At 44.5% G+C, this 21,350-nt stretch carries 20 protein-coding genes and 1 pseudogene; 10 read left to right on the forward strand and 11 right to left on the reverse strand.

All coding sequences use genetic code 11. The annotated features are described in order from the left end of the window. Nucleotides 1-35: 35 nt before the first annotated feature. The 5 genes from AB4371_RS10545 to AB4371_RS10565 all read right to left on the reverse strand — a co-directional run bounded on the left by AB4371_RS10545 (nucleotide 36) and on the right by AB4371_RS10565 (nucleotide 6,004). Entirely contained in the window at nucleotides 36-1,109 is a 1,074-nt protein-coding gene (locus tag AB4371_RS10545; protein WP_102394213.1) for a YafY family protein, read from the reverse strand. A gap of 363 nt (nucleotides 1,110-1,472) precedes the next feature. Continuing rightward, nucleotides 1,473-1,961, reverse strand: coding sequence for a hypothetical protein (locus AB4371_RS10550; RefSeq protein ID WP_102394214.1), 489 nt, complete (start codon nucleotides 1,959-1,961; stop codon nucleotides 1,473-1,475). 155 nt (nucleotides 1,962-2,116) lie between these two features. Then, entirely contained in the window at nucleotides 2,117-4,093 is a 1,977-nt protein-coding gene (locus tag AB4371_RS10555) for an alkyl sulfatase dimerization domain-containing protein (protein ID WP_102394215.1), read from the reverse strand. A 310-nt stretch (nucleotides 4,094-4,403) separates the two neighbouring features. Beyond that, nucleotides 4,404-5,393: an efflux RND transporter periplasmic adaptor subunit gene (locus tag AB4371_RS10560; RefSeq protein WP_012604427.1), complete on the reverse strand. Its 990-nt coding sequence runs from the start codon at nucleotides 5,391-5,393 to the stop codon at nucleotides 4,404-4,406. Next, nucleotides 5,393-6,004 (reverse strand): hypothetical protein, encoded by a 612-nt coding sequence (locus AB4371_RS10565; RefSeq protein ID WP_017065282.1) that lies wholly within the window; start codon nucleotides 6,002-6,004, stop codon nucleotides 5,393-5,395. Before AB4371_RS10565 ends, AB4371_RS10560 begins: the two co-directional genes overlap by 1 nt. Nucleotides 6,005-6,777: 773 nt before the next feature. On the opposite strand from AB4371_RS10565, the gene AB4371_RS10570 reads away from it, so the two are divergent. The 4 genes from AB4371_RS10570 to AB4371_RS10585 all read left to right on the forward strand — a co-directional run bounded on the left by AB4371_RS10570 (nucleotide 6,778) and on the right by AB4371_RS10585 (nucleotide 10,383). Continuing rightward, nucleotides 6,778-7,713 carry a LysR family transcriptional regulator gene (locus tag AB4371_RS10570; RefSeq protein WP_102394217.1) on the forward strand — a complete coding sequence of 312 codons (936 nt, stop codon included), beginning with the start codon at nucleotides 6,778-6,780 and terminating at the stop codon, nucleotides 7,711-7,713. A gap of 203 nt (nucleotides 7,714-7,916) precedes the next feature. Next, on the forward strand, nucleotides 7,917-8,294 hold the full coding sequence (gloA, locus tag AB4371_RS10575) for a lactoylglutathione lyase (RefSeq protein WP_017066787.1): 378 nt from the start codon (nucleotides 7,917-7,919) through the stop codon (nucleotides 8,292-8,294). Between the two features lie 14 nt (nucleotides 8,295-8,308). Beyond that, the gene (locus tag AB4371_RS10580; RefSeq protein WP_017065285.1) at nucleotides 8,309-9,406 is read left to right on the forward strand and encodes an alkene reductase; all 1,098 of its coding nucleotides are present in this window, start codon (nucleotides 8,309-8,311) and stop codon (nucleotides 9,404-9,406) included. Between the two features lie 110 nt (nucleotides 9,407-9,516). Beyond that, nucleotides 9,517-10,383, forward strand: a complete 867-nt coding sequence (locus AB4371_RS10585; RefSeq protein WP_102394218.1) for a DMT family transporter — start codon at nucleotides 9,517-9,519, stop codon at nucleotides 10,381-10,383. A 100-nt stretch (nucleotides 10,384-10,483) separates the two neighbouring features. Here the strand turns inward: AB4371_RS10585 and AB4371_RS10590 are convergent, their stop codons facing one another. Then, complete coding sequence (locus tag AB4371_RS10590) at nucleotides 10,484-10,639, reverse strand: hypothetical protein (RefSeq protein WP_017070441.1); 156 nt, start codon at nucleotides 10,637-10,639, stop codon at nucleotides 10,484-10,486. Between AB4371_RS10590 and AB4371_RS10595 the strand changes: the two are divergent. Beyond that, a pseudogene (locus tag AB4371_RS10595) lies at nucleotides 10,607-10,723 on the forward strand (cytochrome c); the annotation flags it as partial. The gene AB4371_RS10590 and the pseudogene AB4371_RS10595 sit on opposite strands and share 33 nt — an antisense overlap. 130 nt (nucleotides 10,724-10,853) lie before the next feature. Here AB4371_RS10595 and AB4371_RS10600 read toward each other — a convergent pair. Continuing rightward, the gene (locus tag AB4371_RS10600; RefSeq protein WP_017060208.1) at nucleotides 10,854-11,348 is read right to left on the reverse strand and encodes a peptidylprolyl isomerase; all 495 of its coding nucleotides are present in this window, start codon (nucleotides 11,346-11,348) and stop codon (nucleotides 10,854-10,856) included. 123 nt (nucleotides 11,349-11,471) lie between these two features. Further along, nucleotides 11,472-12,080 carry a TetR/AcrR family transcriptional regulator gene (locus tag AB4371_RS10605; protein ID WP_017066785.1) on the reverse strand — a complete coding sequence of 203 codons (609 nt, stop codon included), beginning with the start codon at nucleotides 12,078-12,080 and terminating at the stop codon, nucleotides 11,472-11,474. Between the two features lie 167 nt (nucleotides 12,081-12,247). On the opposite strand from AB4371_RS10605, the gene AB4371_RS10610 reads away from it, so the two are divergent. Next, on the forward strand, nucleotides 12,248-13,234 hold the full coding sequence (locus AB4371_RS10610; protein ID WP_372149675.1) for a glycosyl transferase family protein: 987 nt from the start codon (nucleotides 12,248-12,250) through the stop codon (nucleotides 13,232-13,234). A 97-nt stretch (nucleotides 13,235-13,331) separates the two neighbouring features. Here the strand turns inward: AB4371_RS10610 and AB4371_RS10615 are convergent, their stop codons facing one another. Together AB4371_RS10615 and AB4371_RS10620 are read right to left on the reverse strand one after the other, a co-directional pair. Then, a complete protein-coding gene (locus tag AB4371_RS10615; RefSeq protein ID WP_029235295.1) occupies nucleotides 13,332-13,628 on the reverse strand; it encodes a hypothetical protein in 297 nt (98 codons plus the stop codon). Nucleotides 13,629-13,795: 167 nt separating this feature from the next. Then, the gene (locus tag AB4371_RS10620; RefSeq protein ID WP_017060212.1) at nucleotides 13,796-14,029 is read right to left on the reverse strand and encodes a hypothetical protein; all 234 of its coding nucleotides are present in this window, start codon (nucleotides 14,027-14,029) and stop codon (nucleotides 13,796-13,798) included. Between the two features lie 302 nt (nucleotides 14,030-14,331). Here AB4371_RS10620 and AB4371_RS10625 point away from each other — a divergent pair, with 302 nt between their 5' ends. The 4 genes from AB4371_RS10625 (at nucleotide 14,332) to udp (ending at nucleotide 19,943) form a co-directional block, all read left to right on the forward strand. Continuing rightward, complete coding sequence (locus tag AB4371_RS10625; protein ID WP_017060213.1) at nucleotides 14,332-14,748, forward strand: CBS domain-containing protein; 417 nt, start codon at nucleotides 14,332-14,334, stop codon at nucleotides 14,746-14,748. Nucleotides 14,749-14,927: 179 nt separating this feature from the next. Next, nucleotides 14,928-16,391 carry an MATE family efflux transporter gene (locus AB4371_RS10630; RefSeq protein WP_017065289.1) on the forward strand — a complete coding sequence of 488 codons (1,464 nt, stop codon included), beginning with the start codon at nucleotides 14,928-14,930 and terminating at the stop codon, nucleotides 16,389-16,391. A gap of 153 nt (nucleotides 16,392-16,544) precedes the next feature. Beyond that, nucleotides 16,545-18,902 carry a zinc/cadmium/mercury/lead-transporting ATPase gene (locus AB4371_RS10635; protein ID WP_372149677.1) on the forward strand — a complete coding sequence of 786 codons (2,358 nt, stop codon included), beginning with the start codon at nucleotides 16,545-16,547 and terminating at the stop codon, nucleotides 18,900-18,902. A gap of 282 nt (nucleotides 18,903-19,184) precedes the next feature. Beyond that, nucleotides 19,185-19,943 (forward strand): uridine phosphorylase, encoded by a 759-nt coding sequence (gene udp, locus AB4371_RS10640; protein ID WP_017632176.1) that lies wholly within the window; start codon nucleotides 19,185-19,187, stop codon nucleotides 19,941-19,943. A 213-nt stretch (nucleotides 19,944-20,156) separates the two neighbouring features. Here udp and AB4371_RS10645 read toward each other — a convergent pair whose 3' ends face one another. Beyond that, nucleotides 20,157-21,323: a DUF1887 family protein gene (locus tag AB4371_RS10645; RefSeq protein ID WP_017060218.1), complete on the reverse strand. Its 1,167-nt coding sequence runs from the start codon at nucleotides 21,321-21,323 to the stop codon at nucleotides 20,157-20,159. Nucleotides 21,324-21,350: the final 27 nt, after the last annotated feature.

Raw genomic sequence — 21,350 nt, forward strand, 5'->3', positions numbered from 1 at the left:
TCTTAAGATCCTGTCTATGATGATGACTATGCTATCTAATGTGAATAGACATTCATCGCTTGTTTAAGGTCTCGTATTACATCTTGACGTAGTTTTAATGGCTCTAAAATTTCCACACAATCTGCGTTGTGAATGAGCCAATGTTTAAAATCTAAGCTATCTCTAGCCCTTGCTCTGACAATGTAGTGGCTTTTCGATGTTTCTTCTATTTCCTGGCATTCACTCAGTTTAAATTCATTTACAAACTTGCTGTTACCTTCAGAATCTCTCATCATTTTAAGTAATACTTCGAACGTTTCACCGCCGTTAACCCATTTACCCTTTGTCGTCGATAGATAAGCGTGGAGGCAAAATTCAGACTTGTTACCCATTGAAAAACTTTGATTTGAGCGTATTTCAATGTTGTTTATCTTGTGCATCGTATAGGTACGCATTTCTCCAGACATGGAGCTACCGTTAGAGCTTCTTTTGTAACGCTCTCGAGCTACAAGATAAAATACTTTTTGATAGACAAACGAAGCGTATGGATCAACCTCACAGCGATGATTGTTGTAATCAAATGAGAGTACTTGTCTATTTTCAAGTGCACTTTCTATGTCATAAAGCACGGATTGTTCAACCTGTGGCGCTACAAAGTCGTAGCAACTTACTTGAATTTTGAATGGTGCGCTATTTAGCGTTGTTTTTGCTCTTGAAATAAGCCTTAGGGCGTCGTTGAGTTTCGCTCCTGCTGACGGCAAAAGCCGTTCTCGCAATTGATTGCCAATACTACCTAACATTGAGATTGAATCACTTAATCCAGGGTTTACATCAAAATCAACGCCTTCTTTTACTTTATAACGAGCTTTCGATGCAGTCCCGTTACGTACTAATAACTCCGAATGCCCGACCGGACCAGAACCTTGGACTCCATGGTATTTATATACGGAGTCTAATATGCGCTCTGCCCACTTTTGTTGAGCCTCTTGTGAGGTGTCTCCACGGTAATAAAAAGGCTCTTTTCGAACATCATCAAGATACTCTTTAGGTGTGAGCCCCTGCTCCTTTGTTGAAAGTAAAGTGAGGCAGTGTAAATAGCAATAGAAGTCACCAAATGCTTTTGTAGACATGCTTTCTCTTATCTTTGATTCATGATGTGCCGTATTTAACCACAAATTTATTTTGGAGATTCGCAGGAAGTCACATTTTTTTTGTGGATACTATTGTAATTGATTTCTTTTTCACCAATTACAGAGGGTGTTTTGTAACTATTTGTTTTTAGGTTGAATTTTGAACAAAATTGCAAGGTGGAGCTTACATTAAGTGATGTTAATTCCAATAATGGTGGCTTTATATAATTGAGAGGGGAGTGGTTTGTGATTTTGAAGTGTTTTTAATCAGTTAGCACACTATTTTCTTGCTATCGGCTCGTTATCGTTTGTGCTCAATATTGAGGGGAATACCATTGAGCAAGTAAGGTTAGAATGAGTCGATCACTCAGCAAAAATATCATTGAACCAAGCTTCTAATTGCTCGCGTTTATCTTGGGGGCCATTGATTACCACTAATCCATTCAGTGTAGCTTGATCCCAAGAGATCGTTCCGTTGGCCAATGCATCGAACACGTCGAGCTCTGTAATAAGCAATAAATCGTTCTCTGTCGGCAAAGTGTCTCTTCCTGAAACGTTCACGCCTTTTTCAATGCTGATTTGGCTGTAGTGACCTTTAATCGCTTCAAATAAGTTGAATTCAATCTTACTCGGATGCGCCTTTGCGAGTGCTGACTTTATCGAAAACAGTTTGAAATGATCCGGTTTATCTAGGTTTCCGAACTCGTCATCTTGCCTTGCTGTGATGACATTGCCAAATACCTCCAGTGAACCGGGCTCTGTCACTAAACTAAATCCGGTTTCTTGGTGTAATCCGCAAGCTAATACCAGAGAAGAACTGAGTGAAAGCAAAAGAACAAAACGTTTTAGCATGTGTGAACCTTAAAAGAAGCAGGGCAGTTTCCTTACTCCAACAATAGACCTAGATCGTTGAGTTAAGGTTGCGAACTGTACCAATAAATAAACGATAAAGGGACCACAATGGGTCCCTAAGTTATCGACTCGCCATCCTTAGCAGCCTTTGATTATTAGCGAACGATGAGCATGATCTCTTCTGGAGTCATTGCCTTATCGAAGTAGCTCATGAATTGACCGAAGCCTTTGATGTCGCCATTCGAGAACGTGAATGCACCAGACTGTAGGTTGGTACCAATCACTTGTTGAGCGTTTGGACCTGCAATCAAGATTTGGTTCAATACTGCACGAGTGGTGTCGATTTGAACGTCTGCGCCTTTCACTGCTTCTTCGTGTAACTGAGCAATACCGTTGCGAATTTCGATAGTGAATGCTTCGTTCGTATCAGAGAAGTTGTACGTTAGCATCATGTTCACGTCTAACGAGTTTTCTGCGATAAGCGTTGAAGTCATCATGTCGAAGATCTGCTTGCTTGGTAGTGCAGTAAGAACGTCAACAGAAGCGAAGCTGATCATGTTAGAGAAGTCACGTTTGTTCTCTAGTTCAGCCGCCGCGTTGAGCGCCCAGTTACGCCAGTTGATGTTCACTTGGTCTGCAGCCCATGCTTTGTAAGCTTGTGCTTTCATCTCACGAGCTTCCATATCTTGCTTGTTTACCGTGATTGGGTAAGAAAGAATTTCTGCTGCAAATGTGTAGTTCTCAGCCTTAATTGCTGCTTGTGCAGTCGTAAGGATGTTGTCACGACCGCCCATGATCTCTACGAATGCTTTAGCGCGTTGCTCGTAAGCCATTGGCTCTAGCTGCCATGGATCCGCTTCGAAGAAACCGTTGTAACCTACGTAAATCTGACGCACGGCGTGTGCAACAGTACCGTAGTGTTCACCTAACCAAGGGTGTTCTGCAAGGTGCTTAGGAAGTTTAACTACTTCAACTAGCTCGTCTGGCGTCATACCTTTGTTCATGTAACGGATAGTTTGATCATGAGTGTATTGAATCGCATCACGGTAAGCCGTTAGTACGTCAGCTACTGCTTCTTTACCTTCAACAGGACGACCGTGAGAGTTAATCATGATCTCAGTGTCGAACTTACGCATTACGTCGATGCCCTTGAACCACATTGATGGGTCACGGAATTTAGTACCACGGATGGTGTGAAGGTTAGGGAAGTTCTCACCTTGAAGTACTTCAGCCGCGTGCAGGATTTTCTGGTCTGGGAAGTAAACCACTAACTCATCTTTAGTTTCAGATGGCACGTTCTCGATGTGCATTTTCACGCCAGAAATTTCGATTTCGATGTGGCTTTGGCTTGGTACAAGCAGGTTTGGTTCGATGAACGAGATAGCACCTTGCATGAAGCGTGGACCAAGGCCGTCGTTTACTGTGCCGTGCTCGCCTTCTTCTACGTGCTTAGCACCTGTGTAAGAAGTACGGTGACCAAATAGAGTACCTAGGTTTGAAGACCAGTTAGCCACTGCAGCGGTTAGGCCTTCTTCAGCGATGATTTTTACTTCACCTGATGCCACTTCTTCGCCAGTCACCCACGCACGCACACCAGAGATGTGGTCGATGTGGTTGTGAGAATAAATGATTGCTTTAACCGGCTTGTCGGTGATTTGACGGAACTGTTCTTTAACCGATTGAGCCATTTCTACCGACTCGCCTGGATCAACAATGATGATGCCGTCCGTACCTTCAATCATGACGGGTGTATCTAGACCGAAACCGTAACCAAGATATACGTTGTCATCTACTTTGATGATTGCTTGGTCCATTTTACGACCATGCTTGGTGAGGATTGGGTGAACATGGTCAGACTCAGCAGTGTAAGCTAGAGAATCGCCTGTTTTAGAAACAACTTGAATACGTTCGCCTTTTCCCCAGAACATGTTTGATTTGTGTTCGAATAGAACCTCGCTCTTGTAGCGAGCATCAAGATCAATGTTTTGGTATTGCGCAGCATTTGCCGTCTGAAGTTCTTGGCCGACTTTCGATGTCGCTTCTACAGTTGGCGTTGCAGATGCAAAACCAGAAGCAAGTAGAGTGCTCGCAATAGCAACAGGAAGCGCCATTTTTTTGAATGTATTAGTCATGGTAGTGACCTTATATTTGGATACAGGAATTGGATTTCTTGAGCCAAATGATAGAGGTGGGGGAGGTCGCTATCTACGCGCTAATAATATTTCAATCTATCGTTTTTTCGATGATTTGTTTGATAAACGATTGTATTGGCGATTAATTTTGATCTAAATCAATTAGTAAATGAGCTTGCAACAGATACAAAAATGCCCTGAAATTCAGGGCATTTGTTTTACAATTAGTCGCTAGTTCATGAGTGGCTGTGATACGAGTGAATAACAGCCAAATCATTGAATATTTAGTTGCTTATCAAGAGCTAATCGTTTACCAAGCACCTAAGTATGACTTGTAAGATTGTAGGCGAACCGTTGCTGCACCGATTACATCGATGAAGCCCCAGAACGGATGTGGCTTCTCAGCTGAGATCCAAGCCGCGCCAGTTGAACCAATAGGGATGTTGTAACCTTCTGGTTCAATGATCTCAAGTACGATAGTACGACCTAAACCATTGCCGTTTCTTACCACGTGTTGACCGACGCTTTGTGGCCCCTGAAGTGGAGAAATACTCGACTCACCAGTACCGGCATTAAAGCTGTGTACTTTTGCTCGGAACACGTGACCTGGGTATGCATCAACGAAGAACTCAGCGAAGTCTCCTACTTGAACATAGCCATAAGTTTGGTCTGAAATACGCATCTCAAGAAACTTTTTGCTGGTGTTGTAGAGGTGCATGTTACCCATGACAGAACCTTCAGCAATATTCACTATCGATACCTGACCATCAAACTCAGCTCTAATGGTCTTTTTCTCTTGCGCCCAATTTACTTTTTGTAAATCGGCTTTTAACGACACCAGTTCAGCATGCAGCACTCGAAGATCAGAGTCGTACTTTTCTACGTCACGCATATTGAAAATTTCAGGTGACGTTTCAGCACGCTCTAAGTCGCGATTCATTTGCTTGATCTCTTCTTCTTTCTGAACAATTGAAGATTCGATCTTTGCTTTGTCTGCGGCTGAGTCAATGTCGACGAGTGTGTAAATTACGTCGCCTTCTTTAACCATTTGGTTGTGTTCAACAAGCACTTGGTCGATCTGCTGGCCAAAGATCGGTGACATTACCGCGTGTGGTGCTTTCACTGTGGTTGAGTTGGTTAGATCAACGGGTGCCCACAAGCGAGAGATAACCGCTAATACCGCAAGAATCGTTACGCCGCCAATGGCAGCCCATGTGTAGTTCTTGAAGTTCTTCTTAAGTGCGCCTGTCGCAAACAGTGACCATACAATTAGGATGTATGGAATCATCATCTCTTTCATTATGCGACCTCTTTTTCTGTAGCGGATGGTGTTGTTGGAGTCTTTTCTTCTGAAGCCTGTTCTTTTGAAGATTGCTCTACTGAAGACGGCTCTGTTACCGGTTGTTCAGGTGATACGTGGACTGCGGCTGTCTCTGTATTGGTCGCGTCTTGTTTAGGCTGAACACCACGGCGAATCACATCACTCAGTGATTGACCAATATGTTTCCAGTTCGCCAATGCGATAACCAATGCGATAACCCAGAATGTTTTGCTGATGAAGAGTCCGCAAAGTGACAGTGCAAACACGATTTGAACGTGAGCGCTTTTGTGCTCTTTTGCTTTATGCACACCCAGTTCATGCAACTGCCACATGCCGTAAACACCGGCTAAAACCACAGCAATGGTCACTGAGAACAAGTAACCAGAGAAGGACTCCATCTGGAAGAAGTTCATCATCATTTCATTGGGATGATTGTTGAATTGAGACATGTCGATGTCTTTAGAATGGATTGTGCCTAATGGTGCAAGAGCCCATGCTCCCGCAAACATCACTGCCATAAACAGGCAGAATTTAATCAAGACCATCACAACGGCCCAGATTTTCTGGAAAACGATTTTTATAAAGTTCATATCTCAACCTAAATAAGGAGAGAGAAAGTGCAGCCTTGGTACAAGACTTTTAGAAGACATCTGAAAGAGGTGTTGAACTCACGTAACCGTATAGACCTACTGAGTCAAAAGTACTAGATGACAATTAAAAATCGCTTTGACCACGTAGACAACGCATTCTCGCGAATAGAGTGTTAAAAACACCTGGCGAAATCATTCTTAAGTAACGTCTACCATTGATAGGTTCGTTTGCTGCATTGGGTTTTAAGGCCGTCTTCCGTGATGTGTGCAACACCATCATCTACACATTTTTAGGTTTTCTGTTTAGGTTAAGAATTGATTTGTTGGCGAAATAATAGGAAGTGTAACTGGTGCTATCTACGCATTATTGCGATATTGAATTATCGTAATTACGATGAATTGAGTGGTTGCTTAAACGTGAGGTGGGTTTATTTGAACAGGCTCAAACTCGGCTTATAAAATATGTCTATTTAATAAGCCTGGATCATAGAAGTGGCTATAAAAGTATCAATAAGGCAGGACGGAAATATTGAATACTCCGACCAGTCTAGGGTGAGTTTGGGTGGATTAAGCGTTACTGGCACAGCGAAGAGATTTAGATTCCAATCTGGCGAATGTGGCAGCTATTCGAAAGAATGAGTTGTTCTGACATTTTTGCTCTTTACCATATGATGCTTCCTTCTCAGTTTTGTTTTCTCAATGAGCATCCGTTGTTTCATTCTATCGCTTTTACGATAAGATAATTAAATCTATCGCCAAATGAGCACTGAATCATGAGTAATGACATTCCGAATTTTAACTTATTGGCTGTGTTTTCAGCGGTGATGGAGCAGGGCAGTTTGAGTAAGGCTGCCGATCATTTGAATACCAATCAATCGACGATCAGCACTGCGCTCGGCCGACTGAAAAATGAAATTGGCCAAGAGTTGTTTGTGCGCAGTGGGCGAGGGGTTGTGCCTACTGCTTACTCGCAAAGCTTGTATGAGCAAATCAAAGCGCCAATACACGAGCTCAACGGCGTGTTTCAAGGTATGGCTGGGTTTGATGAAGCGAGTACAGAGCGCAGGTTTGTGGCTTCGGTTCCCGAACATTTAAAGTGGATGTTGCTCGATCGATTTTCTCAGTTATCTAACCAAGGCTTATCTCTTGAGGTGTATGACCAACCAGATAGTGATGATCAAGTCCATGAGGATCTATTAACTCAGAAGTTTGATTTGATGATCGACATTGTGTTGCCTGAGCATTCAAGCATGATGAGCGAAAAGCTCTACGACAGTGAGTTTGTGATTGTTTGCCGAAATGGGCACCCTAGGATCAAAGGTGAGATCACCGAGGCGCAATATCTCAGTGAGCAACATGCGGTTTTAGCCAGAACACGTCGCCAAGTAAGAAGTTTGACTCACTACACTTCGTTAGACTTATCCTCGCGTAAAATTGTAATTCACGGTAGCTCTATGGCCAGTAACCTAATGCTGTGTAGCCAGACTGATTACATCACTGTTGTGCCGCTTTCTATGGCGATCCAGTATCAGGAACGTCTTGGGTTACAGTTGTTCAAACCGCCTTTCGATTATCAGCCTATCTCTCATTACCTCATTTGGTTGAAAAAACAGAACACCGATCCGGCACATAAGTGGTTGAGAGAGCAGATCATCAATACGACTAATGACATGTCTAAATCACTAAACAGTTGGCGCTCCGCTTTCTGATCGTCGCCCTATCTTTTGTTTGCCAAATATCTTCTTAACAAATCACTTGTATTAAGTGAGTTATAATAAAAAATTATCACAATGAGAATTTATGATAATTTCATTTATTTGCTGTCAGCTCGTATATTAACCCTAACAAAGAAGTGGGTAACCTCCACTCACGATTATATCGGCTCAGGTTGCTGGGCTAAAAAGGGCGAAATATGAAATTCCTACACACAATGATCCGAGTTACTGATTTAGACAAGTCTATCGAGTTCTACACCAAGGTATTGGGAATGAAGGAACTTGAACGCCACGAAAACAAAGAGTACCGCTACACATTGGTTTTTGTTGGCTATGAGCAAGGCGGCACGACTATCGAGCTAACGTACAACTGGGATACGAATGAGTACGAGATGGGCAGCGCGTTTGGTCATCTGGCATTGGGTGTAGAAGATATTTACGCAGCATGTGACAAAATCAAATCGCTAGGTGGCAACGTCACTCGCGAAGCGGGTCCAGTGAAAGGCGGCTCAACTCATATCGCTTTTATTACTGACCCAGACGGCTACCAAATCGAACTGATTCAACTAGGTTAATCGAGGATATAACAATGACAAACGCACTATTTCAACCAATTCAACTTGGTAATATCGAGCTTAAAAACCGTATTGTTATGCCACCGATGACGCGTTCTCGCGCAACGCAACCTGGTAATTCAGCAAACGATATGATGGCGGCTTACTACGCTCAGCGTGCTTCTGCAGGTTTGATTATTGCTGAAGGCACACAAATTTCACCTATGGGTCAAGGCTATGCTTGGACTCCGGGTATCTATTCTGATGAGCAGATCGCTGGTTGGAAAAAAGTGACTGATGCCGTACATGAAAAAGAGGGCGTTATCTTCGCTCAACTTTGGCATGTAGGCCGTGTAACACACCCAGACAACATTGGTGGTGAACAGCCAATCTCGTCTTCTGCACTTAAAGCACAAAACGTAAAGGTATTCATCGATAACGGTACTGATGAACCGGGCTTTGTTGATGTGGTTGAACCTCGTGAAATGACGAAACAAGACATCAAAGAGGTGGTTGAACAGTATCGCCAAGCGGCTTTGAATGCGGTTGAAGCAGGCTTTGATGGTATCGAACTTCACGCAGCGAATGGTTACTTAATCAACCAATTCATCGATTCTGAAGCAAACAACCGCACTGACGAATACGGTGGTTCAATTGAAAACCGTTTACGTTTCCTAGGCGAAGTGGTTGAAGCTATGGTTGAAGCGATTGGTGCTGACCGTGTTGGTGTACGCCTTGCTCCGTTCACATCGTTGAATGGTACGGTTGACGCTACACCAGTAGAGACTTACACAGCGGCGGCAGCACTACTTAACCTATACAAAATTGTTTACCTACACATTGCAGAAGTTGATTGGGACGATGCACCTGAAACGCCAAAAGCATTTAAAGCAGCAGTTCGTGAAGCCTACGAGGGTGTCCTTATTTATGCGGGTAAATACGATAGCGAGCGTGGCGAAAAAGCCGTTGCTGAAGGCGTAACTGACATGGTTGGTTTTGGTCGTCCATTCGTTGCGAACCCAGATTTACCAGCTCGTATTCAAAATGGTTACCCACTTGCAGCGCACGATCCAAACACATTGTTCGGTGGTGCTGAAAAAGGTTTAACGGATTACCCAGAATACGCAGGCTAAAAACAGCTGCCTGAAGCAGAGTATTGAGATAGTATCTCGATCCTGTTGAATGTTTATAAAAAGCAACCTTGCAGAGTCGGGTTGCTTTTTTTGTTATTGGACTAAGTAAAATGATGAACGTGAAAGCGATGCGCGGAGAGCTTTACCTTCTATTTGCCACCCTGCTAGCTGGGGTTGGATGGATTGCATCTAAGCTGGTGGTATTGGAAATGCCGGGACCAGTGTTCATTGGTGTGCGTTTTTTAGTGGCGAGTCTTATTCTTCTGCCGTTTTGTATTCATCATATTCGTAAGCTTTCGTTTAAACAGATCTTGTCTCTTTGCGGCGTGGGTTTGTTGCTGTCTGCCTCACTGCAAGTCTGGGTGTATGCAGTGTCGGTGACCGAGACCTTGTCTGAAGGGGCATTCATCATGAGCTTAGCCATGATCATTGCCCCCTTTGTGTCTTGGATTTTGTTTCGAGTTAAACCTAATCGTGCGTTTTGGATGTCTTTCCCTATCGCGATTATCGGCATGCTGTTGCTGACTTTGGGTAACGGCTGGCATGTTGAGCAGAGTCAGATTTATTTCTTACTAGCATCGATGTTGTTGTCTGTTCACTTTGTGATGAACAAGCGTGTGATTACCAATATCAAGCCTATCGCATCAATCTGTGTGCAACTGTTTGTGGTGGGTGTGAGTGGTTTAGCCTTTGCTTCTATGACAGCTCAGCCGGAGTTCGAAATCACCAAAACCTTAGTCTTCTGGTTTATTGTCTCTGCGGTGATCGCAACGTCTATTCGTTACTTGCTACAAACGGTCGGTCAGCACTCCGTGAACATGGAAGTGGCGGCATTGATCATGATTCTTGAGCCTGTGTGGACGCTGCTGTTAAGTGTGAGTGTGCTTGGCGAAAGTGTAGAGATGCAGAAGCTGCTCGGTGGGGCGGTGATCATTGCTTCACTATTTTGCTATATCAAATGGTCGAGACGAAAATAAAACACTCGGCGCAAGGCCGAGTGTGGGTTGTTTTTTAATGCACGCTTAGAAAGCAATAATTTCTAAGCACTAAGCTTGGTAAGCAGTGAACGCGGTAAGATCAGATTGCCGCGACTACTTTCTGAAGTAGCTTGAGCATTTGTTGTTGCTCTTCAGCATCTAACTCGTTCATCAACTCTTTGTTTAAACGAACGGGGATAGGAACGAGTTGTTCTTCAAGTGCTTTTCTGAGCTTTATCAGGCGAGTGTTGAACAAGACTTGTCGAGTGCAGAGCAAGGGTTAAATTCTGCGAATAAGACGTGCAAAGGGTGTCACCGTACTTATCGTTCTCGCTGGTAACTATTCTAACAACGAGCTTTGAATACAGGTGGTAAAGTCGAACCCTTACCACCATAGTCCTATCGCACAGCCTTCTTTTCTTTATGCCATCAATTCGAATGCACTAGGGGCGGGAAAGGACGTGAATGAATTAGTCGCGAATAGTGACTTTTGTAATCACAATATCTTCGCAAGGCACATCTTCGTGTCCCCAGCGAATGGTTGTTGGTGCTTTCGCAATTTTGTTTACCACATCCATACCTGCTGAAACCTTACCGAATACCGCGTAACCCCAGCCAGCATTGGTTGTTGAGGTGTGATCTAGGAAATCGTTGTCATCAAGGTTGATGAAGAACTGCGCCGTTGCAGAATGTGGTGCATCAGTCCGAGCCATTGCCACAGAACCAATCACATTCTTCAAACCACGGTTTGCTTCGTTGACGATTGGGGCGCGAGTTGGTTTTTCTGTCATGTCGATAGTGTGACCACCACCTTGAATCATGAAACCTTCAATAACACGGTGAAATGTCGTGCCTTCGTAGAAACCGTCTTGGCAGTATTTAAGGAAGTTTTTCGACGTTACTGGCGCTTTTTCAAGGTTCAGTTCAATCTCGATATCGCCAAAGTTGGTGGTGAAAGTAATCATAGGGCTACCTAAAGTTGAAGTTTTACTGAGTCGTAATGACGAAAGTGGGTTGCAGTATAGGGAAAATAACAGCGGATACCAGTGATGGTTTTATTGTGGTTGAATTCTCGTCAACCACCAAAATCACGCCTGATATTGTTTAAGGAACATCTCGACACTTGAAGTAATGAGCACTTGCTTGTGTGCAGCATCCGGTGACGGCACATGACCAATGATTTGCGGCCAAAACGCAAAAGACTTAAGCAGACCAATGAACTGCGTGGAGGCGAATTGTGGGTCTAGTTCTACTAAACGACCGTCTGCCAACGCGGCTTTAATCCAGGTTGTAAGTCCACTTTCTGCTTGGGAATATTTTTCCATCGCTTGATGCGCCAGTTCTGCGTTATGGAAATACTCTGAGAACAAAACGCGTGACAGGTCGATGAAGCCTTCAGACTCAAGTAACTCAAGCTCTTGATTGGCTATCGAGGAAAGCTGTTCTTCAAGTGGCAGTTCTGCTTGATATGGGAAATGCGTTGCGGCCAGAGTTTTGCTCCAAATGCTGTCTAGAATCTCATCTAAAAGCAGTTCTTTGCTGGCAAAGTGATTGTATACGGTGCGCTTTGATACTTCTGCGCGACTCGATATTTTATCCATGCTGGTGGCCTTGTAGCCATGCTCAGTAAACTCTGCGATAGCAGCGGCAACGATCGATTCACGTTTTCTTTGGCTCAGCGTTTTTTTTACAGTCATCGGGATACTACTCAATATGTCGCGGTTAGCATTACATACGCTAATTTTACACCAGTAAGTTTACTTTTAGAACACCAATCCGCGTATTGGTAATTCGGTCGAGAGCAACTGAATCGCTTTGCAATGCACGGTGGGTATCATAGAATCGAAAGTGTATTCGAATTTTATTGATATCAACGGAAGAGAATAAACAATCAATGAGTAGTATTTTAGAGTGTATTCGTACAGTTGGACGAGGAGAAAGAGGGCGTAAGCCTTTATCGTTCGAACAAGCCTACCGCATCATGGATGAGTATTTAAGCGAAGAAGTCGGTGACGACCAAATGGCTATGCTACTGATGTTGATTCGTGTGCAGAATGAAACCAATGAAGAGATCGCTGGCTTTGTAAAAGCGTTTCAATCTCGAGTGCCAGATTTAGGCGCTGATATTGATTGGCCGTGTTATGCAGGTAAGCGTAACGATAACGCCAGTGGCAAGCCTTGGAACTTGTTGGCGGCAAAAATCTTAGCTGACAATGGCTATAAAGTGTTAATGCATGGCTATATGGATAAGCCGAGCGGTAGGACGCACGTTGAAAGCCATTTGCAAGATGTCGGTGTGCAAAGTGCTGAGAGCCCTGAACATGCTAAGTCGATTCTTGAACAAGACGGCATTGCTTATTTACCGCTAGCTAACTTTGCGCCCGAAGCACAAACCATGATTGGTTGGAAACACCGCTACGGTTTGAGAACACCAATTAACACGGTAGTTCGAGCATTGAATCCTGGTGGTGGCCGTTTAGGTCTGCGTGGCAGTTTCCATCCTGGCTTTCCACAACTTCATGCGGAAGTTGAGCATGTTATCGGAAATAAATCCCACTCGGTGATTTCATTCAAAGGGATGAACGGTGAGTCGGAATATAATCCTAAAGTTAGCCAAACGGTATGGATGAGCTCTCCTGACAAAGTCGAATCGTTCTACTGGGAAGAGATGATGAACCTAGAGCTGCCACTTCCTAGTCAATGTGTACTTGGCACATCGGCTGAAGATATGGCGCTAATGGCGAATACCGTTGTCGACAGCATGACAGCCATTCTCTTTGCAGAAACGCACGATAAAACTGAGGCATACCAGAAAGCGGTGCGCCTGTGGCATGAGTATTGTGCGCGTTAGATGGTGGTTTGTAATCAATGAGAGAAGGTCAGCGAGCGCTGGCCTTTTTATACTTGATTTCTAGCAAGGGCTTTTCGTGAACGCCCAAACAATAAAGCTACTTCACTCGCATCAAGCGATGCATTTTGTCTTCGAACTGAATCTCAATCACCTGTGAGATTTTCATCTTATCAACACGATCAAGCATTCTCGCTTGGTAATCACGTTTTTTCATCCACTCTAGCGGTTCTTTAAAGCCATCTTCATTAATCACAAACGACTGATCGGTAATAGAGTCTTCAAAGATATGAACCACCCAAATGCGTGATTGGAAATCCAATAACTCACTAAAGTAGCTTTTTAACTTAGATAAGGAATTCGTTAGATACGTTTTAGGTGGGGTTTGGGAAGACATAGTAAACCGTATTTGGACAATGAAAATCGGCAAGGGCGCCGTCTGATCATTATAGCCTTTACCCGTTAGGCTTGTCAGGTCGAATTCGGCAGCCATTCACGGCTATTGCGCTTGCTAATGCTACTATGGCTGCCAGTAAGAGATTAACCAAATCAGTGTCGGATTCACTATTTAACGAATAAGCCGAAGTCGATCTCTTGTTCTCTTTGATATTTCACCAGCTTCACTTTTAGGTCGTGTTTTGCTGCTAAATCAATGGCTAAGCATGACATGCGTTTTATCTCATCAACGCAGCTTGATATCAGCGGTTTTTCTTGATTATCGATAGTGGCGATGAGTGTGTTTTCTGTGCCGTCGTTACCTGCGTAAATATACGCGTACATGTTGTTGTCGTGTTGCATAAACTTCCTAAAACGGGATTTCTAATTATTAGTGAGGTGAAGATTACAGGGTTTATTTAAGCAGGCTAGCTCGGCTAAGTAAGGTTAAGCAAGGGAAAGTAAGGCTTTGTAAGGGCTCTTTTTTTTCTTTTTTCTGGCGTTCGAAAACGTGCTCAACCCTTTGTTTGTCTCACTTTTTTGTCTTGTTAGGTTTTGCCTATCAATAAAATTGTTGAAATCCATTTAGTAAAATCAAGATTTTAGACAACAATTAACTTAACAAGATAGAAAATATATGACGCAAAGTATTTAGGGAGAACGCAATGCATTCTATTAAAGTGAAAGATTACATGACGCAGCAGGTTGTGACATTTACTCCTGATATGCCGTTAAGTCTAGCGTTAGACAAAGTGATGCGTAGCCACCATATGGGTGGGCCCGTAATCGATGATAACGAACAAGTGATTGGCTTCCTTTCAGAGCAGGATTTACTCGAGAAACTTGTGAAGGTCAGTTACTTCTGCCAAGACACACACCTTGTGGGTGACTGTATGTACCAAGAAGTGCTGTCGGTGTCACCTGACTTATCCATTATTGAATTGGCGGACATGATGCAGGTTGGAAAACCTAAAGCATACCCTGTGATCGATAATCGAAAACTGGTGGGTATTATCACCAGAACTGATGTTTTGAGAGCAATTGGCAAGAACTTGGAAGAATGCTTCAAACATCAGGTATAGTAGCGTGTTAAGAACGATTATTTTTCTCAATACTCTCAATTGAAAAAAGGCGCACTAGCGCCTTTTTTCTGTATAGCGCTTTTCTTGGTCGATCCTTTCTTTTTGGATCCCTAGCCAGTTGAACAGTTGAACAGCTGATTAGGCTTTAGCTCTTGGGTATTCCAACTTTTGGAGGTTTCATGTCAAATCAAACGGCAAAGTTTGTTGAAGGTTCAACGATGCGCCACATATTGGTGATGTCGGGGGCTGGCTCTGTCGGTTTGATGGCGTTATTTGTGGTCGATCTGCTCGACATGCTGTTTATCAGTATGCTCGGACAGGTTGAATTGGCTGCTGCGGTAGGCTTTGCAGGTACGCTGACTTTCTTTTCTACCTCCGTTTCTATCGGTACTTCCATTGCCATGGGCGCATTAGTGTCCAAAGCCATCGGCTCCAAGAATCAAGAGCACGCTCGAAACCTAAGCACCAGTATCATGCTGACTGCGTTTGTTATCAGTTCAACCATAACTGCAATCATGTTCGCTTATATTCCAGAGCTGCTAGCCGCGATAGGCGCCAAAGGCATTGCAGCCGAACGCGCTCAAGCTTACCTACAGATTTTGCTACCTAGTGGTCCATTTTTGGCGTTAGCGATGGCAGCGGGTGCGGGCTTAAGAGCGGCAGGTGATGCTAAGCGTTCGATGTGGGCAACTTTGTCTGGCGGCATTGTTAACGCGATTCTCGATCCTCTGTTTATTTTTGGTTTTGGTTGGAACATCGAAGGGGCGGCTATCGCTTCGGTTGTCGCTCGTTTCTCGGTGCTATTCTTTTCGCTTTATCCTCTTATTCGCAGCCATCAGCTGGTAGCTCCGCCTTCTTTTGTGCAATGGCGCATTAATATTCGACCAATATTGGCGATTGCGCTGCCTGCGATTATCACCAATACCGCAACGCCTATCGGTAATGCGATTGTAACAACGGGTATCGCACAATATGGTGAGGATTTTGTCGCGGGCTTTGCCGTGATAGGTCGTCTGACGCCAGTTTGTTTTGCGGTTATCTTTGCCTTGTCTGGCGCTGTGGGGCCAATCATTGGTCAGAACTTTGGTGCTGAACGCATGGACCGAGTAAAAGAAACACTCAATAACTCATTGCTGGTTACTACGGCATACACCATCGCTGTTTGTATTCTGTTGTACTTCGTTCAAGGTTATGTCATTCAAGGCTTTAGCTTACAAGGTGATGCAGCAATCATTGTGGCGGCTTTCTGTACCTATGTGGCGTTAACCTTCACCTTTAACGGTGCACTATTTGTTGCCAACACGTCTTTCAACAACCTAGGTAAACCGCTTTACTCGACAGCATTGAATTTGGGTAAAGCGACGTTAGGTACTCTGCCGTTCGTATATCTAGGTTCGCAATGGTATGGCGCTTTGGGTGTTCTCTATGGTCAAGCTTTGGGTAATGTTTTGTTCGGAATTTTAGGTATCTTGGTGCTTCGACATCATATCGCTGAACTGATGCAAGGATCTCAAGTTGATCCAGTGGAAGATGATGTGTCGATTGTCAGCTTGAACACTCAGCCATTCTGTTCACACGATGCGGTGCTTATTGATGATGTATCGGCGAACCGTGAGGAGTGTGCGGAGCTTAAATCTCAGTAAGTCATCGGCGCGGACATAATATTTTTGTTTTCTTGAAAACTTCTTCTTGACCTTGGAGTAGCCTCCAAGGTTTATACTTTTGATGAACTTAAGGTTCTGTTGCTCGTAAGTTAGTAACAACCTCAAGGCTTTTGAGTATTAAGGAGATACATTATGTGCGCAAAACATGCAGCGTGCCGCTCAGCAAAAGTGGACGTTCAACCTCAAGCGGCAGGAGCAAGTTGCTCTAGCCCTAAAATTTCAAGCATCACAGCAGCAGGTACTTCATCTGGTTGTTGTAGCTCTTCTGCTGCACCGTCATCGTCTGGAGACGATTGTTGTAGTTCGTCGGACAGTGGAGAAGAAGACAGTCAGCCCTCAACCTTATCTCTCGACGCCCAATTTTCGAAAAGTTGGCTGGTTGCCGGAATGGACTGCCCAGCTTGTGCAAGAAAAATAGAAAACGCGATCAGCAATATTGACGGTGTTATTCAAGCGAAGGTTCTCTTTGCTACCGAAAAACTGGTTGTGAAATTTGATAATGAAAGTCTTGCTGACACCATTGAACAAGTCTCTATCAAAACTGGCTTCCCATTAACGGAAGTGGGTTCTAAGAAAGAAAAACAACAACCAGAGACCTTTTGGCAAGCTCATATCCAACCCAACTTACAGATCATAGCGATTGCAGCTGCAATGCTGTTCGCTGCGCTTCTGAAAAGTACTTCTCCTCAATTAAGTGAAGGCTTATTCACTGTCACCTGTTTACTCGGTTTATACCCGGTAGCTAAGAAAGCCGTGCAATTGGCGCGCTCGGGTACGCCTTTTGCCATCGAAACCTTAATGAGTGTCGCTGCGCTCGGTGCTTTGTATCTTGGTGAAACCGCGGAAGCGGCGATGGTGTTGCTGTTATTCTTGATTGGTGAGCGCCTAGAAGCGTTTGCGTCATCAAGAGCAAGAAGTGGCGTTCAAGCTTTAATGACATTAGTACCAGAGAACGCGACCAAAATTATCAACGGTGAACGTGTTGAAGTGGCGGTAAGCGAGCTTGTTCCTGGTGATGTCATTGAAGTGGCAGCGGGTTCTCGCTTGCCTGCTGATGGTCAACTGATGACTGATGCCGCGAGCTTTGATGAAAGTGCGTTAACCGGTGAATCTGTTCCCGTTGAACACATCGAAGGTAACAGCATCATGGCAGGCGCTGTGGTGGTCGATAAAGTGGTTCGTATCACCATCACTTCAAAACAGGGTGAGAACGCGATCGATCGTATTCTTCATCTGATTGAAGAAGCAGAATCACGTAAAGCACCATTAGAGCGGTTCCTCGATAAGTTCAGCCGTTGGTACACACCGTTAATGATGGTAGTGGCTCTGTTAGTCATCATCACACCACCATTGTTGTTTGCGCAGCCATGGGAAACATGGGTATACCGTGGCCTAGCGCTATTGTTGATTGCTTGTCCGTGTGCCTTGGTGATCTCGACTCCTGCAGCGATTACCTCTGGTTTAGCAGCAGCTGCGAAACGTGGCGCGCTCATTAAAGGCGGCGCAGCGCTAGAGCAGCTTGGCAAAATCCAAACCATCGCTTTTGATAAGACAGGCACACTGACCGAAGGTAAGCCTCAGGTTACGGATATTCAACCTCTATCGGGTTGGCAACAAGACGAGATGCTGCGTGTGGTTGGGGCAATTGAAGTTGGCTCTACTCACCCGTTGGCGCAGTCACTTGTCGCTAAAGTAAAAGACCTGAATATTGAGATTCCTGAATCACACAACAAGAAAGCGTTGATTGGTAGTGGTGTTGAAGGTGATGTTGATGGTGTTAAGTATCAGGTTTTGTCACCGTCTAAAGTCACGTTCGAACTTGGTGCCGATGTGGTTTCTCAAGTAGAAGCATTAGAAGGCGAGGGCAAGACGGTTGTGGTTGCTCTTGAGGTTAAAGATCAAGAAGAGTCAACAGAGCAAACTACGACTGTGATTGGTCTGATTGCTTGGCAAGATACGTTACGCAGTGACGCTAAGCTTGCGATTGAACGACTTAATGACTTGGGTATTCAATCTATCATGCTGACCGGCGATAATCCGCGCAGTGCAGCAGCGATCAGTAGCAAGATTGGTATGCAGTACAAGGCAAGCCTATTGCCAAGCGACAAGGTATCTTACGTTGAGGAGTTATCTCAACAGTCGCACGTGGCGATGGTCGGTGATGGCATTAACGATGCACCAGCAATGAAAACGGCGAATGTCGGCATCGCAATGGGTGGTGGTACGGATGTCGCTTTGGAAACGGCGGATTCAGCACTGACTCATAACCGTTTAACTGAGCTGCCAGCGATGATTGAACTGTCGCAAGCGACCATGAACAACATCCGTCAAAACGTAGCCCTTGCGCTTGGTTTGAAGGGCGTATTCTTGGTGACAAGCTTGCTAGGTATTACCGGTCTGTGGGTGGCAGTTTTAGCGGATAGTGGTGCAACTGCATTGGTGACATTGAACGCATTGCGGCTGCTTCGATTTAAATCTAAAGCGGACTAAATCGAGCTCACCGACATAGAGCATTCTTAATTTAAAAGCGCCTTTAGCGGTAATACGTTAAAGGCGCTTTTTGTCTCATTAGTATGCAACACCGGCGTACGGATTGCTTATTTTTGTGATGCCAATCGGTTTTTTGTGAAACTTGAATTCTTGTTGCGATCATTCATGTGACATGTGTCACTTCATTTTGTAATGAGCTTGGTTAGAGTGTGTTCGTACCCCACGAATTTACTATGAGCTTAAATAAGGGTAAAAAGCCCAATAAGCCAAAAGGAGCGAACTATGTCTCAAGCTGTTTTCCACTTAGGTGTTACTGAAGCAGATCTTAACGGTGCTACTCTTGCGATCATCCCAGGTGATCCTGCTCGTGTGCAAAAAATTGCAGAAGAGATGGAGAACCCAGTATTCCTTGCTAGTCACCGTGAATACACGCTTTACCGCGCAGAGCTAGACGGCAAACCAGTTGTTGTATGTTCAACAGGTATTGGTGGTCCATCGACTTCTATCGCAGTTGAAGAGCTTGCTCAACTTGGTGTTCGCACTTTCCTACGTGTTGGTACGACTGGTGCTATCCAACCTCACGTAAACGTGGGTGACATGATTGTTTCTACAGGTTCTGTTCGTCTAGATGGCGCTAGCCTGCACTTTGCTCCAATGGAGTTCCCAGCAGTGGCTGACTTTGAAGTTGCTACAGCAATGAAAGCGGCAGTTGAAGAATCAGGCGCAGCAGTTCACATGGGCGTAACGGCTTCAAGTGATACGTTCTACCCAGGTCAAGAGCGTTACGACACGTTCTCTGGTCGCGTTGTTAAGCGTTTCCAAGGTTCTATGCAAGAATGGCAAGACATGGGCGTTCTAAACTTCGAGATGGAATCTGCAACACTACTAACAATGTGTGCAAGTTCTGGTCTGAAAGCAGGTTGTGTTGCTGGTGTAATCATCAACCGTACTCAAAAAGAGACGCCTGATCACGACACTCTAAAAGTAACGGAAGCACGTTCAATCAAAGTGGTTGTAGAAGCTGCTCGTAAAATGCTTTAAGTCTTAAAGTGCTCTGAGTTTTAGAGAGCATTAAGTCTTCAAGTGACACTAAATTTTGAAAATGGTCGCATCGAAAGATGCGGCCATTTTTTTGTGTTGTCTTAAAGTGAACAATAGAGAAAACAGACAACAAAAAAGGCGAGTGATTTAATCGTCATTCGCCTTTTTAACAATCTGCTTAAGAGCATTGAGCTCTCATGAGCTTATTGGTTTTTAGCACTCTAGATCTTCACTGCCACCCGCAGCTGTAAACCATGCCGTTAGGTGTGTTTTAAGATCTTTCAATTCGTCAGGGCCAATCAATGCAAGGCCAAGATCTTCAGCTCGTGTGATGTCGTTATGGCGAAGAGGGCGGAAGCTCACTAACATTGCACGTGCTTGTAGGCCACCTAGCAGGTCTCTAAGCGATTCCAGTTTGTACAAGGTGTCATCACCATCATCACGCATGCCTTTGGTCTTACATTCGATGATGTGCAGCTTATTGTTCACCACAGAGGCAACATCAAGCTCGTTACGAACCTCACGTTCACCCAGTTGACGGTATACCTGAACATTCAAAGAACGGTCTTGAATGGTCGGCATGTCATCTTGGATCTGCTTAACTGTGCTGTGAACCAATGTTTCAAGCCATTCACCGTTTGAGAAGCGGCGCGCGTCTTCGTTGGCAAAGGTCAAAATACCATTGTCGTAAGTCGCAATTTTAGCTTCAACCAAATCGCTCAACAGCATGTTGAGCTCGCGATAGCCTTGTTGCTTCTCAGATAGACCTACATCAAGTTTTTGTTCTTTACGGCAGGTCGTTGCTAGGTAGTTCAATGTCGCAAGGCCAGGGCCTAGTTCGAGTGCGTTACTTGCCCAACGTTCACCCAGTTCATAAAGTTTCTGATCCAGTTGCGGAGACAGCTGAACATCGCTGAATTCACCGCGAGCACCGAACACAGTCAGGTAGTCGTCGATGGTGATGCGGTCTTGAACTTGTGCATCTTCTTTACCATTTGGGTACAACCAACACAGCTTGTCACTGTTTGGTTCAACCACGAAGATTGGCCAGTGGTAAGTACGGAATACTTCGTACACAGAAAGTAGGCGGTGACGAAGGCCACAACTTGCGTTGAGCTTCACTTCTTGACCGCGTGCTTTGAGGTCTTCGGCAAGGGTTTGGATAGATTCTTTAATGACGGACGTATTTACGATGGTCGGAATTTCGAAAAACTCACTCGTAATGTCGCGCTTATGCAAAACGCTGTCTAAACGTTTGTACATACTGACTTGATTCTTGTCGCCGATAAACACGATGTGGGTGCTGACCGTTCGGTTATCAAGTAATGGGGTGAGCAAGCGAATGGGGTCTTGATCGATAATGCCAACATGAACAGCCATATAAATTCCTTAATAGCGGCTCGCTCA

The sequence above is a fragment of the Vibrio sp. 10N.261.51.A3 genome (assembly GCF_041471965.1).
In the GTDB taxonomy this organism is placed as follows: Bacteria; Pseudomonadota; Gammaproteobacteria; order Enterobacterales; family Vibrionaceae; genus Vibrio; species Vibrio crassostreae_C.

What these genes read in the sequence shown, in the direction of transcription:
- AB4371_RS10545 (WP_102394213.1), bottom strand. Translation starts at nt 1,109, where the DNA reads ATGTCTACAAAAGCATTTGGTGACTTCTATTGCTATTTACACTGCCTC.
- AB4371_RS10550 (WP_102394214.1), bottom strand. Translation starts at nt 1,961, where the DNA reads ATGCTAAAACGTTTTGTTCTTTTGCTTTCACTCAGTTCTTCTCTGGTA.
- AB4371_RS10555 (WP_102394215.1), bottom strand. Translation starts at nt 4,093, where the DNA reads ATGACTAATACATTCAAAAAAATGGCGCTTCCTGTTGCTATTGCGAGC.
- AB4371_RS10560 (WP_012604427.1), bottom strand. Translation starts at nt 5,393, where the DNA reads ATGAAAGAGATGATGATTCCATACATCCTAATTGTATGGTCACTGTTT.
- AB4371_RS10565 (WP_017065282.1), bottom strand. Translation starts at nt 6,004, where the DNA reads ATGAACTTTATAAAAATCGTTTTCCAGAAAATCTGGGCCGTTGTGATG.
- AB4371_RS10570 (WP_102394217.1), top strand. Translation starts at nt 6,778, where the DNA reads ATGAGTAATGACATTCCGAATTTTAACTTATTGGCTGTGTTTTCAGCG.
- gloA (WP_017066787.1), top strand. Translation starts at nt 7,917, where the DNA reads ATGAAATTCCTACACACAATGATCCGAGTTACTGATTTAGACAAGTCT.
- AB4371_RS10580 (WP_017065285.1), top strand. Translation starts at nt 8,309, where the DNA reads ATGACAAACGCACTATTTCAACCAATTCAACTTGGTAATATCGAGCTT.
- AB4371_RS10585 (WP_102394218.1), top strand. Translation starts at nt 9,517, where the DNA reads ATGATGAACGTGAAAGCGATGCGCGGAGAGCTTTACCTTCTATTTGCC.
- AB4371_RS10600 (WP_017060208.1), bottom strand. Translation starts at nt 11,348, where the DNA reads ATGATTACTTTCACCACCAACTTTGGCGATATCGAGATTGAACTGAAC.
- AB4371_RS10605 (WP_017066785.1), bottom strand. Translation starts at nt 12,080, where the DNA reads ATGACTGTAAAAAAAACGCTGAGCCAAAGAAAACGTGAATCGATCGTT.
- AB4371_RS10615 (WP_029235295.1), bottom strand. Translation starts at nt 13,628, where the DNA reads ATGTCTTCCCAAACCCCACCTAAAACGTATCTAACGAATTCCTTATCT.
- AB4371_RS10620 (WP_017060212.1), bottom strand. Translation starts at nt 14,029, where the DNA reads ATGCAACACGACAACAACATGTACGCGTATATTTACGCAGGTAACGAC.
- AB4371_RS10625 (WP_017060213.1), top strand. Translation starts at nt 14,332, where the DNA reads ATGCATTCTATTAAAGTGAAAGATTACATGACGCAGCAGGTTGTGACA.
- AB4371_RS10630 (WP_017065289.1), top strand. Translation starts at nt 14,928, where the DNA reads ATGTCAAATCAAACGGCAAAGTTTGTTGAAGGTTCAACGATGCGCCAC.
- AB4371_RS10635 (WP_372149677.1), top strand. Translation starts at nt 16,545, where the DNA reads ATGTGCGCAAAACATGCAGCGTGCCGCTCAGCAAAAGTGGACGTTCAA.
- udp (WP_017632176.1), top strand. Translation starts at nt 19,185, where the DNA reads ATGTCTCAAGCTGTTTTCCACTTAGGTGTTACTGAAGCAGATCTTAAC.
- AB4371_RS10645 (WP_017060218.1), bottom strand. Translation starts at nt 21,323, where the DNA reads ATGGCTGTTCATGTTGGCATTATCGATCAAGACCCCATTCGCTTGCTC.